The sequence below is a fragment of the Flavobacterium sp. MMLR14_040 genome, assembly GCF_033657265.1.
Taxonomy (GTDB): Bacteria; Bacteroidota; Bacteroidia; order Flavobacteriales; family Flavobacteriaceae; genus Flavobacterium.
In genome coordinates, this window is sequence record NZ_JAWVWO010000003.1 from 14,785 (window position 1) to 28,161 (window position 13,377).

At 34.0% G+C, this 13,377-nt stretch carries 11 protein-coding genes; 3 read left to right on the forward strand and 8 right to left on the reverse strand.

Annotated features, from left to right (window positions below; all coding sequences use genetic code 11):
• Positions 1 to 51 precede the first annotated feature (51 nt).
• Positions 52 to 177 carry a FeoB-associated Cys-rich membrane protein gene (locus SD960_RS05230; protein ID WP_318801294.1) on the forward strand — a complete coding sequence of 42 codons (126 nt, stop codon included), beginning with the start codon at positions 52 to 54 and terminating at the stop codon, positions 175 to 177.
• Between the two features lie 21 nt (positions 178 to 198).
• On the opposite strand, the gene dprA is transcribed toward SD960_RS05230, so the two are convergent.
• Positions 199 to 1,299, reverse strand: coding sequence for a DNA-processing protein DprA (dprA, locus tag SD960_RS05235; RefSeq protein ID WP_318801295.1), 1,101 nt, complete (start codon positions 1,297 to 1,299; stop codon positions 199 to 201).
• 255 nt (positions 1,300 to 1,554) lie between these two features.
• On the opposite strand from dprA, the gene SD960_RS05240 reads away from it, so the two are divergent.
• Together SD960_RS05240 and SD960_RS05245 are read left to right on the forward strand one after the other, a co-directional pair.
• Positions 1,555 to 2,523, forward strand: a complete 969-nt coding sequence (locus SD960_RS05240; RefSeq protein ID WP_318801296.1) for an SPOR domain-containing protein — start codon at positions 1,555 to 1,557, stop codon at positions 2,521 to 2,523.
• Positions 2,524 to 2,654: 131 nt separating this feature from the next.
• Positions 2,655 to 3,095 (forward strand): hypothetical protein, encoded by a 441-nt coding sequence (locus SD960_RS05245; protein ID WP_318801297.1) that lies wholly within the window; start codon positions 2,655 to 2,657, stop codon positions 3,093 to 3,095.
• A 60-nt stretch (positions 3,096 to 3,155) separates the two neighbouring features.
• On the opposite strand, the gene SD960_RS05250 is transcribed toward SD960_RS05245, so the two are convergent.
• The 7 genes from SD960_RS05250 to mnmG form a co-directional block, all read right to left on the reverse strand.
• The gene (locus SD960_RS05250; RefSeq protein ID WP_318801298.1) at positions 3,156 to 4,673 is read right to left on the reverse strand and encodes a hypothetical protein; all 1,518 of its coding nucleotides are present in this window, start codon (positions 4,671 to 4,673) and stop codon (positions 3,156 to 3,158) included.
• Between the two features lie 166 nt (positions 4,674 to 4,839).
• The gene (locus tag SD960_RS05255) at positions 4,840 to 5,598 is read right to left on the reverse strand and encodes a hypothetical protein (protein ID WP_318801299.1); all 759 of its coding nucleotides are present in this window, start codon (positions 5,596 to 5,598) and stop codon (positions 4,840 to 4,842) included.
• Between the two features lie 249 nt (positions 5,599 to 5,847).
• A complete protein-coding gene (locus SD960_RS05260; RefSeq protein ID WP_318801300.1) occupies positions 5,848 to 8,127 on the reverse strand; it encodes a helix-turn-helix domain-containing protein in 2,280 nt (759 codons plus the stop codon).
• A gap of 99 nt (positions 8,128 to 8,226) precedes the next feature.
• Complete coding sequence (locus SD960_RS05265; protein WP_115845090.1) at positions 8,227 to 8,808, reverse strand: OmpH family outer membrane protein; 582 nt, start codon at positions 8,806 to 8,808, stop codon at positions 8,227 to 8,229.
• Positions 8,809 to 9,504: 696 nt separating this feature from the next.
• Positions 9,505 to 10,353, reverse strand: coding sequence for a class I SAM-dependent methyltransferase (locus tag SD960_RS05270; protein WP_318801301.1), 849 nt, complete (start codon positions 10,351 to 10,353; stop codon positions 9,505 to 9,507).
• A gap of 96 nt (positions 10,354 to 10,449) precedes the next feature.
• A complete protein-coding gene (locus SD960_RS05275) occupies positions 10,450 to 10,914 on the reverse strand; it encodes a GNAT family N-acetyltransferase (protein ID WP_318801302.1) in 465 nt (154 codons plus the stop codon).
• Positions 10,915 to 11,224: 310 nt separating this feature from the next.
• Positions 11,225 to 13,096, reverse strand: a complete 1,872-nt coding sequence (gene mnmG / locus SD960_RS05280; RefSeq protein WP_318801303.1) for a tRNA uridine-5-carboxymethylaminomethyl(34) synthesis enzyme MnmG — start codon at positions 13,094 to 13,096, stop codon at positions 11,225 to 11,227.
• Between the last annotated feature and the right edge of the window lie 281 nt (positions 13,097 to 13,377).

A 13,377-nucleotide genomic window follows, 5' to 3' on the forward strand; every position in this document is an offset into this window, starting at 1 on the left:
TCGTAATTTCATTATAATCAATACTTTCAAGTATAATCAAAACCAAATAAGATGAATAAGTTTATAGAAGATTATGATGTTCCGCCCTATTTATTTCAGATTCTAAATGTTGTATTTGCCATTATTTTAATTATTGTCCTGTATCAATTGTACAGACATTTTAAAGGAAAAAAATAATTCTAATTCTGTAATACACGTTTAAATAGCTTCAAATAATTTGCCCGGCAATGGCCGAATTACACCTTTAAGTTCCATATTTAACAAGATTCCAGAGATTCTAAAAATCGGGAAATCGCACTGCAATGCTATAATATCCAGCAATTCTTTGCCATTTATTATTAAAAAATCATACACCTTTTGTTCCTCAGGTTCGAGATCAACAAACAATGATTTTTGAATTGATTTTACCTTTTTCTCGATGTCCCAATTAAGCATATAAATCAAATCTGCTGCGCTCGACAGAACACTTGCCTTTTGTGTTTTAATCAAATCATTGCAGCCCTGACTGTACTTATCAGTAACGCGGCCCGGAACGGCAAAAACATCCCTATTGTAATCATTGGCGAGATTTGCCGTAATCAAAGATCCTCCTTTATCAGCAGATTCAATAACAATTGTAGCTTCGGTCATGCCGGCCACAATACGATTTCGACGTACGAAATTTTCTTTATCAGGATTTGACGAACTCCAGAATTCAGTAATAAACCCACCGTTCTCCTCCATTTTCGCAACATACTTTTTGTGCGTTTTTGGATAAATCTGATTGAGACCATGTGCCAGAACTCCAATGGTTTGCAAATTATTTTCCATCGCAATTTGGTGCGCTACGATATCAACTCCGTAAGCAAAACCACTCACAATTACAGGATCAAGAGGTGCCAAATCTTCTATAAGTTTTCTACAAAAATCCGTTCCGTACGAAGTGATCTGGCGTGTACCCACAATACTGATTATTCTTTTGTTTTTTAAATTTATATTTCCGGCAGAAAAAATCAAAACAGGCGAATCAAAACAGTGTTTCAATCGTTCCGGATAATTTTCGTCCTGATAGAAAGAAACTTTTATATCATTAGCTTTAATAAAATCAAGTTCTTTACTGGCTTTTTCGAAAATAGATTTGTCTTTTAAATTTTTTAATAAAACAGAACCAACTCCATCAATGGCAGCAATTTGATTTGTTTTTGTTGTAAAAACCGTTTCTGCCTTTCCAAAATGAGTTAGTAATTTTTTGGCCATAATATCACCAACACCTTCGACTTTTAATAAGGCTAACAAATAAAACAAATCTTGTTCTGACATAATAAAATTTAATTTTTGAGAAGTAGAAAAAATCTTTACAACAATAACATCCCGACTACTTTTAAGAAGAACAAAGATATAAAACAGAAGTAATTTCCTGCTAAAATAAAATATTTAAACCTAATTGAAATTCTTATCGAAAAACTAATTATATTTAAATCGTTGAAAAAGAACAACATGTAAAACAATGTCGATTGTTAATAAAAATTGTGAATAAAATTTTGATAACTATATTGGATGCATAACTTTGTTACTATGAAAATCGAAACTTACATCGCGCAATTATTGTATCGTTATCAATGTGTAACGGTTCCCGGATTTGGAGCTTTTCTAACAGAAACTCAGCCGGCTCAGGTGAATGAGAGCACAAATTCGTTTTTTCCACCAAAAAAAACAATCTCATTCAATGGTCTGTTGAAAAACAATGACGGACTATTGGCAAATCATATTGCTCAGGCAGAAAATACATCATACGGTTTTGCTGTTAGTGCTATTGCGCACGAGGTTTTAAACTGGAAAAAAGTATTGGAAGAATATGGTTCTTTGCAATTAAAAAATATTGGTGATATTCGCTTGAATGCAGATCAAAATATGGTTTTTTCACCAAACGATCAGCATAATTACCTAACAAGCTCTTTCGGATTAAGTCCGTTTGTTTCTCCTGTTGTCAAAAGAGAAATGTTTGAGAAAAAAGTGGCGGAACTCGAAGAAAGAGAAGCTATAGCATTAAACGAAGATGAAGATGAAATTAAATCTTCAAAATCATATTTAAGATATGCTGCAATATTCGTTTTAGGTCTTGGAATTACAGGAAGTATTGGATATCCTATTTACCAAAACCAAATTGCAACACAAACGCTTATCGTTGAAAGTGCCGTTCAGAAAAAGGTAGAAAACAAGATACAAGAAGCAACTTTTTTCATTCAAAATCCGTTGCCGGCAGTTACACTTTCTGTAGATTCTTCAAAAACAGAAACTATAGAAACAAAGAAAATGCCTTATCATATTATGGCAGGAGCATTTAGAAGTGAGCAAAATGCCAAAAAAGCCTATGATCAATTGATTAAAGATGGTTATAGTGCCAGAATGCTTGGCGAAAACAAACATGGTTTATTTCCGGTTTTGTACGGAAGTTATCCGACAATGGCCGAAGCAGAAAAAGCACAAAAAGAAATTCAGAAAGGCGAAAATCCGGATGCCTGGATTTTAGTCGAATCTTTATAAAACTTAAGAAAATCCAATTCAGCAGAATTGGATTTTTTTTGCCTTATGCTGTCTCTTTAAAATCTTCTGCAGTATTCAGACCGATGGTTCACCGTTTATTTTTGCTGCTAAAATTTTAAAAATAAACAATAATGAATACTACAATTAAATCTGTATTGGTGTTAATGCTAATGCTGACATCTCAGGCGTTTTTTGCACAGAAAATAATCACAAGTAACAAACAACAGCAAAACATCAACCAGAAGGCCGAAAAAGACGCTAAAAAAGCATCTGATGAATATCATGCCAAACTTAATGATGAACAGGCAAAGCTAAAAAAGGAACAAAAGAAAGTAGAGAAACATCAAAAAGAACTGAAAAATTCTGAAAAAGACTTAGAGAAAAACAAAAAGAAAGTTGCTAAATTAGAATCAGACAATCAAAAAATGAACTCAAAATTAGGTTCGCTTTCTAATGAAGAATCACAAAAACAACAACTGAAAATAAAAAAGAATGAGCTTGAAATTCAAAAACTTAAAGTAAAGCAAATCAATCAGCAAAAGGCCTTAGATAAAGCTCAAGCGCAGATATAAAAATAAAAATCCTGTTTCATGTGGAACAGGATTTTTTTTATCTTGCAATTATCTTCGATTCTATGTCAGATAAACAACTCCATTTTGCTGTACACGCCCATGTCCGATAAGACTATTCATGATTAAATCTCCGTTTCCAATATATTGAATAAGTGCATAAAAACCATTTCCAAAAACATTGTTTCCAAAAATTCTCTTGTGCACGGTATCACCGGTTAACCAATCCAAACCGGTAATTTCCCACCCTGTTCCTGCTGTTTTATAATATCCATTTATAAAAACGATATTAGATCCTGTACTAATTCCCGGAACCATACTTACATCCGAAACATCACCACGAGTCCAGACAGAACTCCATGAATGTGTAACGGGATTCCATTCAAACCTTTCTACTCCAAACGGGGCGTCCAAAATTGGTCCACGCGCAAGAGCATCTACAAGAACTGCTCCGGTCAACTGGTCATCTGTCAAACTAACATTATTTACAACAAAAGCGCCATAGCCGCTTACTGCTACAGATTGATCTGTTTGTATAAATTCTGTGGTTAATGGCAGGCCACAAGTTACTTGTATCTGTCCTGCAATTCTATCTGTAAAACCAACCGGAATCTCATTTCGCCAAAAGGCGATCAAGCCCATCCTTTTCAGTCCATCTGTAATAACAACCAGTTTATCGGCGTCATTTCCAAAACCCATCAACGTTGGTGTTGCACCAGAACCGGAACCAAAAAGGGTCGGAAAAGTATCTCCTGTAGGATAAGCAGATTCCCAGGCGCCATCTACTGGATTAGAGGAAATTATGGTTCCTGTCCAAACCAACTTATACATTTTTTTATCGGTAACAACATAAATTCCACCATCTTCATCCACCGCTACAGAATTAGATATTGTTTCTGTTGGACTAAAAGTATATTGCGCTAAAGCAGGAGCTGTAAGATTTCTGTCTAAAATTGTGACAGAACGTCCGCCAACAACAATCAAACGTCCGTCAAAAGTCATCGATAATCCCGCAACTGATTCGCCGGTCGGGAGAACTGTAGAAGTCTGTATGCTGCGTTTAACTTCAATTCCCGGAAATAAAACTGATGATTTTAAATTTACAGCATTTATTGCGCCTAAATAATTCACATACAAATCATTATTATTATCTACCACACTATAAACTCCTCCGAAAAGTCCAAAACCGCTTCCTCCGCCAAGCCCAAGTGCGCTCAAAGCAGTTTGAATTGCACTAATTGATGCAAACGGCTGATTTAAAACAGATGCCAAAAGTGATGTTACAATATTTGGAGCGCCGGGAAGTGGTAATCTGTAAAGCGGTGTAAAATCATCATTTGAAACTCTGATATAGGAAACATCTGTTAGCGAAACTCCCCACATATAATTTGGGTCTGTTGATGCTAATGTCATGATGTTAATCGGGCCGCCTGCAACTTGTGGCAAAGGGGTAAGCAATGGCAGAATTGATGTTACATTTTTAATGTCTCGTGGAACTTCATTTGGGAAATTGTCGGTTTGAGCAGAATCAAAATGCGTAATTGCATACTTTGGAGCGGCCAAAAATGGATTGTTTGTCATAGTTAAATAGGTTTTAAGGTTAGAAAATAAATAATTACAAAAGCTTATTGTAAGATTTGTTACAGTAAATGCTTTTGCAAATAAGCAATAAAAATAACCTAAAATATTGAAAACTAGACAATTGAAATTTATTTAATACTATTAAACTTATTAACAATAAATAATTTTAGTGCAAAACAATAGCATTTTGTTCTAAAATCGCTTTGCTTTTCTGATAAATAGTCAAAGTCGCCGGTGGTGAATCACTTGTCCCTAAAACGATGATGTAACATCGATACAAATAATCACCCTTTTTAAAATCGAAATAACTGTTTCCTCCACTTCCATCAGAAATCCATTTTCCGTTAGTAATAACCAAATCAGGCTTTTCACTCATTTTTTGTTTGATAGACCAAGACGCATAACGATAATTATTATTTCCCAAATCATCAATTCTAATTCTGAATTTTGAGGTTTCCAAAATATATTCCGGAGCTTTAAATTTTGCGATTGAAGGATGTAGTTTTGCTTTTTCTGCCGCAATCAGTTTATTACTAAGATCTTTCTCGGCCTGAGATTGGTAATTAATACTAATAATTTTTCCATTGGTATCAATCCATAAAGTACCTTGATTCAACATAATTCCTCTCCAGCCTACTTCCGACCAATCTTTTTCGGGATCTGATTTAATGATTTCATTTTTCACAGTCGGATCAAAAATCTGATCGTACCTTTTTACAAACTCCGCTTTGTTTTTAACATTCGGAATTGGATAATCTCTTCCAAGTGGAAAAGAAATAAAACCTGCAACTCCGTCTTTGTTATTGATTTTTACATTGGCAATAAAGCTTTTAACGAACTTTTGATACTCCGGTTTTAAATTCTGGCTAAAAGTAAATTGACTGCATAAAACAAAAATAACGAGATATATTACTCTACTTTTCATCTATAAATATTTTTAATTAATTATACTCTGATATTTATAAAGTTAGCGAAAATGTTTTATTCGAACAATTGGCCACTTCCATTATTCAAAATCAGGATTATATGTTTAACGTGGAACAATTAAAAAGTCTTAAAAAATAATTTCTAATTTTCTATTTTACATAATGTTAATTAGCAAAATCTAAAATCTAAAATCTAAAATCTAAAATCTAAAATCTAAAATCTAAAATCTAAAATCTAAAATCTAAAATCAGTTAATACTGGCTTTGAACATTTTAAGTTCGTCCCATGTAAATTCATCACCGTATTTTTCTTTTAATGGATTTAAAGATTCTTCCTGATAGAACTCAAAAGCTTCCCGCAAGGCCAGGATTTTATCGTACGACAGCACATCAGAAATATCAACTTTTTTAGCCTGAATTAGTTTAACAAAATGCGTTTCAACAGTTTGCACGGTTAGCTTACGAATGCGGGCTATATCTGCAATAGAATTTTTCTCCAGCCACAAATCATGCGTTTCTTCTATAGTAGTTTTTTTAGCAGCTTTAGGTTCATTTTTATCTAATTTCCTTGCTGTATAACGAACAACAGGTTCTTCAGTTTTAAAGATATCGGTATTGGTCATGTTTAATTCCTCGCGAATCTTTGCAATCTTGTCTAATTTGTAATTTTTAATTGCTGAAGAGCTTAATTTCTCTTTGCAAATGGTCTCGCCTGCAACAACAATTTCAATTAATAATTTGGCTTTCATTAAGCGCAAAACAGCCTTTGTTTGCAAGTCATCTAAAAAAGCTAATTCTTCGTAAAACTCTTTTACTTTTTTAAATTTCTGAATTTCAGCCATTTTCTGCAAAAGATCTGTTACCAGTTTGTCCATCGGCTTGAAGAAATAGTCATAGGCAGCCACTACCCTTTCCTGCACAAAAAACAAATCGACAGTTTCTTTATTGAAAATTTTATTAAGCTGATGAATGAATTTTTGAGATGGATCCAAAAGCAGTTCAATCGTTTCAAGACGTTTTGCCGCCCAGACAGAATGTTTCGCTTTTTCAGAATTAACTGCATTTTCATTATAACTAAAACGGTGATTGCGCCATTCCTGCGCTAAATCTGTCCAATTAAAACTGTTAATCAAATAGTTATGAATAAAATTCTTGGTTTCAAAATGCAAAGAGTTCTTTAAAACTTCTTCGGTTGCCTTGTTCAGAGAATAATCCATTACATCCTGATCGTTCGAAATACCATTCATTTGCAGCGGAGAAAGCAAAATAAGCCCATTTAAGGAAGTCAAACGAGATAAGGCTACATATGCTTGTCCAGGTAAAAAAACTTGCGATACATCGAGCGCAGCTTTCTCAAATGTCAAACCCTGGCTTTTGTGTACCGTAATGGCCCACGCCAATTTCAACGGATAATGGGCAAATGTGCCCAAAACCTCTTCTTCAACCTCTTTTGTGAGATCATTTACTTTGTATCGAATGTTTTTCCATTCGTATTTCTCGACTTCAATGGTTTTATTCTCTTCTGGAAAATGAACGAAGATTTCTTCAGGTGAAAGCGATTTTATAATGCCCATTTTTCCATTAAAATAGCGTTTTTCAAAAGAAATATCGTTTTTAACGAACATAACCTGTGCTCCTACTTTTAATTTGAGGTTTTCTTCAACCGGAAATATTTTTTCGGGAAAATCTCCAACGATAAAAGGTTGAAAAGCAAATTCATTGCCTGCTAAATCATTAATTGCCTGCTCATTAATCGAATCGGCTTTTGCGTTATGCGTTGTAAGTGTAATATATCCGGGATTATTTTTTAAGTCGAAATCCGGTTTTACATATTCGTTTAAAACCTGAATATCCTGAGGTGTAATCTGGTTGTTTCGAAGATTATTTAAAACGGAAATAAAAGTATCATCTGTCTGGCGATAAATCTTGGATAATTCGATATAAAGCGGCGGATTTTGCTGAATAGCATGCGAATGAAAGAAAAATTTTCCTTTGTAATAATTACGCAAAGTGCGCCATTCTTCATCACGAATTACGGGAGGCAATTGTAATAAATCGCCAATAAAAAGCACCTGAACTCCCCCAAAAGTTTTAGAATTTCTTCGAACCGTCTGCATCATAAAATCTATAGCATCCAGTAAATCAGCACGTAACATACTTACTTCATCAATAATCAGCAATTCCATATTGCGGATGACATTTCGCTTGACATTGTTCATTTTGAAGTGTCTGCGAAGCGTTTCTTTGTTCTCAAACTTCACCGTTTCAGTAAATTTTGAGGCTTCATCATAGGAAGGAATAAAGGCCGAAAAAGGCAGCTGGAACATCGAATGAATCGTTACTCCGCCTGCATTTAAGGCTGCAATTCCCGTAGGAGCAACTACAACAGTATTTTTGTGCGTTGTAGCGATGATTTCGCGTAAAAGCGTCGTCTTTCCTGTACCGGCTTTACCGGTAAGAAATATAGATTTTTGCGTTTGATTGATAAATTGTAAGGTGTAAGCAGCAGCTTCTGAAACGTTTTGCATTGGGCAATAATTGAAGAACTAAAAGTATCTTATTTTTATAAAAGAAAAAACCTAAATCTTAAGGATTTAGGTTTTTAAATTATGTCGTTTTGTGTGGTATTATTTTTTAGCTTCTTCGCCTTCTTTAGCAGCCGGTTTCGCGTCAGCTTTTGGAGCATCTTTGTATTTATCATTCAAAGCTTTAATGATATCTTTGGTAATATCATATTTCTCTTCAGCGTATAAAATTGAGGCAGCATCACCAGTACCATAGATATAAGAATAACCGTTTTTCTTACCGTAATCTTTAATGAATTTTTTAACTCCACTTACTAGAGAATCCATTTCAACACCGCTTTCTTGTTGCAATTGTTGAGATAATGCTTGTTGAGCATAACCCAATTGTTGCTCTCTTTTTTGCAATTCAGCTCCTCTTTGTTGAGCCCATGCCTGACCATTTGCTTGTGCCTGACTTTGAAAATTAGCAGCGTCTTGTTTAAAACGAGTAATTTCCGCTTGTAGCTGTCTTCCTTTTTCTTCTGCTTGAGCTTTGTATTTAGCCTCAAGGTCTTTTGCTTCAGTGTACTCTTTCATCAAAACTGAAGTATCTACGTAAGCTGTTTTTACTTCCTTAACTTCTGTTGCTTTATTACACGAAACAACTAAAATTGAAAGCGCGATAATTACTAATGCTTTTTTCATTTCTAAATTTCTATTTTTTTTAATGTATGAAAGACAAAAATATAAAAAAATAAATAGCATCCACATAAAGTTTAAAAAATGCTATAATTTTATGATATTAGTTTTCTTTATAGCTCCTAATTTTACTATAAAAGATCATTATTAAAAGTGGCTTTCATAGCCTTCCTTACAGCCGTTTTCTTAAAAAAGAGCACACAAAGCCTCGTTCTTGTTGAGAAAACGCCGTAAATGTGCTTATTTTGCGTTTTAGTCGTTTTTTAAGATGCAAAATGTACATCCAATACCATTTTACTATGTGATGATTTCAAAATTAATCACAGCCAAGGAAATTACCAAAATTTCATTTTTCTGTTTCGTAATTTTCAAAAAACAGAAATTCGAATAAAAATTCGATTAGCATCATTTTTGAATTTACTATTGAAAAAATACTGAAAAAAAATTTCCGCCTTAAAAGCAAAATTTTTAGCAATTTTCAAATCATTGAATTTTCGAATTTGAAATCTGAAAATTCAGCGCAAAATTTAAAAAAACACACGTTTTTTTGGTATTGTTTTTATTTATGGAATCATCTTAAAGCATAAAAAACCACTATTAAAAGTGGCTTCTATAGCTTTTATTAGAGCTGATTTCTCCAAAAAGAGGATATTTCAACTCGCTAGAACCAAAAAAGCGCCGTAAATGCGCTTATTTTGCGTTTTAGCTGTTTTTTAAGACGTAAATGTGCGATGAATACTCTTTTGTGCGGCTCGCTTTTAAATTTGATCGTAAACCAACAAAAAACGCACTGATGTAATTCATTTTTCCGGTTTTGTATTTTTCGGATAATAAGCTCACATAAAAAGAATCAAATTTCATCGGAAGCACTTTTACTAACTTCATATCTACTTTTTGAAAAAGTGACTGAATGGCTTTTTTTGAGAAATGCCAAAAATGAATTGGCACATCAAAAGCTGCCCAAAATTCTTTGTAATGTTTTGCATCGTACGATTTGAAATTTGGAACCGCAACAATTAATGTTCCAGTTGGTTTTAGCAATCGCTTCAATTCCTGAATTTGAAGTTCTAAATTTGGAACGTGTTCCAAAACGTGCCACATGGTAATGACGTCAAATGAATTATTTTCAAGAACACTAATTTCATCAACAAAAGAAATTCCTTTTTGCTTGGCAATATTTTTTGCTCTTTCGCTTGGTTCTACTCCAACAGTTTCCCAACCGTCATTTTTCGCCGTTAATAAAAAATCTCCGGTTCCGGCACCAATGTCTAAAATTCTTCCTTTTTGAGATTGTTCCCCATTAATCAAATTGAGTTTGTTTTTTAAAGCGATATTTTTCACAAAGTGATATGCTTTTTCAAACAGCGAACGTTTGTTGTCTGTATGCGAAATATAATCTTCGCTTTCGTAATATTTTCCAAGATTTTCTAAATCTGGTTGCGGAGATGTAATCAACATGTCTAAAGTTTCGTCGTGATACAATTCGAAAATTTCTTTAGATACAGAATGGTCTTTTACAGTAAGAAAATGTTTTTTGTTTAAAACGTCCATTTTTTAATTATAGGGATTTTGGTTTAATTTTATAGCAAAACCCTAAAAGCCAAATTTCACTTTTAGGGTTTATTATTTTAGTATTTATATTTTCTTTTAGCTTCTCCAATTTATTTTTACAGCCGACATTTTTTCATTTTCAACTCTTGTTTCAGTCAAAATTGTAAAACCATTTTTAATATAAAACGGTATTGGAGATTTATACAATTCGCTATTTTGTTTTATTTCGTTTTCCTGATCAATCACCCAACCGTTCAAACTCGTTTTTTTCTTTTTAATTTCATTGATCAAAAGTGAACCGTTTCCTTTTCCCTGAATTTTACTATTCAGAATTATCGCAAACCAATCTTCTCCTTCTCTCAAAAAAGTAAATGTCCATCCAATAATTTTATCTGAATCATCAAACAGCAAATAATGTTTTGTATTTAAAATTCCGTTTAAATACAATTCAAAATCTTCAGAAGTTTTCAAATGCAATCTTGCCGGATATTCATTGTTCCAAAGTTCTCTTAAAATTTCTTTTTCTTCTGCCGATAAAACTTCTTTTTCAATAATCTTCATAAAAGAAAAAATTTAAATTTATTCCTCTGTCATCTCGAGGAACGAGGAATCTCCATAAGTGACTTCACAATCAGAGAAAATAATCTTTGTCGATCTTCCAATGAAGATCCCTCGTCCTCGGAATGACAAAACTATATTAAATTCGTTTCACGTGGAACAAATATAATTTTAGATTTCTGTCTCCAGGATATTGGATCAATTTTAGATTATTTTAAAACATAAACCACAAATAGTTTCACGTGGAACATATCTAAGTTTAAATTACAGATTACAACACAATCCAAATTCTAAAATCACAAATCTAAAATTCCTAACGCCCCATATAAATCAACAAAACAGAAATATCACTTGGTGATACTCCGCTAATTCTTGAAGCTTGAGAAATTGTTACAGGACGAATTTTGCCCAACTTTTGTTTCGCTTCAATCGACATTGATTTAATTTTATTATAATCAAAATTCTCCGGAATTTTCACTTCTTCTAAACGAGTTAGTTTATCAGCGTTGTTTCTTTCTTTTTCGATATAACCGGAATATTTCACCTGGATTTCGGCTTGTTCCAAAATTTCCTGATCAACATCATTCGCTTCGATATACTCTTTTACTTTTTCGAATTTCATCATATCCTCCAAATCAATTTGCGGACGTGAGAAAACTTTAAACATTTTATCACCTTGCGTAATCGGAGCTGTTTCTTTCGCTTCTAAAATTGGATTTGTTTCTGCAACCGAAACACTCGTCTCTTTAAAGAAAGCGACCATCTTTTCAGATTCGTTTAATTTCTTTTCCATTCTTCGTAAACGAGCTTCAGAAGCCAAACCAATTTCGTGTGACATTGGCGTTAATCTGAAATCGGCATTATCCTGACGTAGCAAAGTTCTATACTCTGCTCTTGATGTAAACATACGATATGGTTCTTCTGTTCCTTTCGTAATTAAGTCATCAATCAAAACTCCGATATATGCTTCATCACGTTTTAAAATTAATGGCGCTTTTTCATGCACTTTTAAATGTGCATTTATTCCGGCCATCAATCCTTGCGAAGCTGCTTCTTCATATCCTGTTGTTCCATTTATTTGTCCGGCAACATATAAACCTTCAACAAGCTTTGTTTCCAAAGTATGTTTCAATTGTGTTGGCGGAAAATAATCATATTCTATTGCGTACCCCGGGCGAAAGAATTTCACTTTCTCAAAACCGGCAACAGAACTCAAGGCTTTAAATTGAATATCTTCCGGCAGCGAAGTCGAAAATCCGTTTACGTAAACTTCACAAGTATTCCATCCTTCCGGTTCAACAAATAATTGGTGACGTTCTTTATCTGCAAAACGATTTATCTTATCTTCAATCGAAGGACAATATCTTGGTCCAAGACTTTTGATTCTCCCGTTGAACATTGGCGAACGATCAAAACCTTCTCTCAAAATATCATGAACATCCAAAGACGTATACGTCATGTGACAAGATCTTTGATGCGTTAACGGAACGGTTAAATCCGAATAAGAAAACTTATCCGGTTTTGCATCCCCTTTTTCTTCGTTCATTTTAGAATAATCCAAAGAGCGACCATCAACACGTGGTGGCGTTCCTGTTTTCATTCTTCCAGCTTCAAAACCTGCATTCACTAAATCTTCGGTAATTCCGGTTGCTGCACTTTCACCAGCTCTTCCTCCTCCAAATTGTTTTTCTCCAATATGAATCAAACCATTCAAAAAAGTTCCGTTTGTCAACACAACAGATTTAGACCGAATCTCTACTCCCAACGAAGTTCTGATTCCTTTTATCTTTCCGTTTTCGATAATCAAACCTTTTACCATCTCCTGATAGAAATCCAAATTTGGAGTTCCCTCCAACATTATTCTCCATTCTTCAGCAAAACGCATTCGATCACTTTGAACTCTCGGCGACCACATTGCAGGTCCTTTTGATTTATTCAACATCTTGAATTGAATTGCAGTTCGGTCAGAAACAATTCCCGAGTATCCACCAAGCGCATCAATCTCTCTCACAATTTGTCCTTTTGCAATTCCGCCCATGGCAGGGTTGCAAGACATCTGTGCAATGTTCTGCAGGCTCATCGTAACCAATAAGGTTTTCGATCCCAAATTTGCGGCCGCTGCCGCGGCTTCAGATCCAGCGTGACCTGCACCAACTACTATAACATCGTATTCTTCTAAAAACATTTTATCTCTTATTCTCCGGGATACCATTTAAGTCGGTTCTCAGAATTAAATTCTTTATTCTTTTGTTCCACGTGGAACGGCGCTTACGCGCAATTTTCAAATTCTCTAAACTTCAATTTCACGCTAATATCTGTTCCACGTGAAACAATATACTTTCAAACACAACTTACAAACTCAAGTCTTAATTAATACATCGTGTTCCACGTGGAACGATTTCATATAAACACAAATTAAAATTCTAAACTAAATCTGTTCCACGTGGAACAGATTAAAAGATTATA

Coding starts and splice junctions, on each gene's coding strand:
- dprA (WP_318801295.1), bottom strand. CDS start 1,299: ATGTCAGAACAAGATTTGTTTTATTTGTTAGCCTTATTAAAAGTCGAA.
- SD960_RS05230 (WP_318801294.1), top strand. CDS start 52: ATGAATAAGTTTATAGAAGATTATGATGTTCCGCCCTATTTATTTCAG.
- SD960_RS05275 (WP_318801302.1), bottom strand. CDS start 10,914: ATGAAGATTATTGAAAAAGAAGTTTTATCGGCAGAAGAAAAAGAAATT.
- SD960_RS05265 (WP_115845090.1), bottom strand. CDS start 8,808: ATGAAAAAAGCATTAGTAATTATCGCGCTTTCAATTTTAGTTGTTTCG.
- SD960_RS05260 (WP_318801300.1), bottom strand. CDS start 8,127: ATGCAAAACGTTTCAGAAGCTGCTGCTTACACCTTACAATTTATCAAT.
- SD960_RS05245 (WP_318801297.1), top strand. CDS start 2,655: ATGAATACTACAATTAAATCTGTATTGGTGTTAATGCTAATGCTGACA.
- SD960_RS05255 (WP_318801299.1), bottom strand. CDS start 5,598: ATGAAAAGTAGAGTAATATATCTCGTTATTTTTGTTTTATGCAGTCAA.
- SD960_RS05240 (WP_318801296.1), top strand. CDS start 1,555: ATGAAAATCGAAACTTACATCGCGCAATTATTGTATCGTTATCAATGT.
- SD960_RS05270 (WP_318801301.1), bottom strand. CDS start 10,353: ATGGACGTTTTAAACAAAAAACATTTTCTTACTGTAAAAGACCATTCT.
- mnmG (WP_318801303.1), bottom strand. CDS start 13,096: ATGTTTTTAGAAGAATACGATGTTATAGTAGTTGGTGCAGGTCACGCT.
- SD960_RS05250 (WP_318801298.1), bottom strand. CDS start 4,673: ATGACAAACAATCCATTTTTGGCCGCTCCAAAGTATGCAATTACGCAT.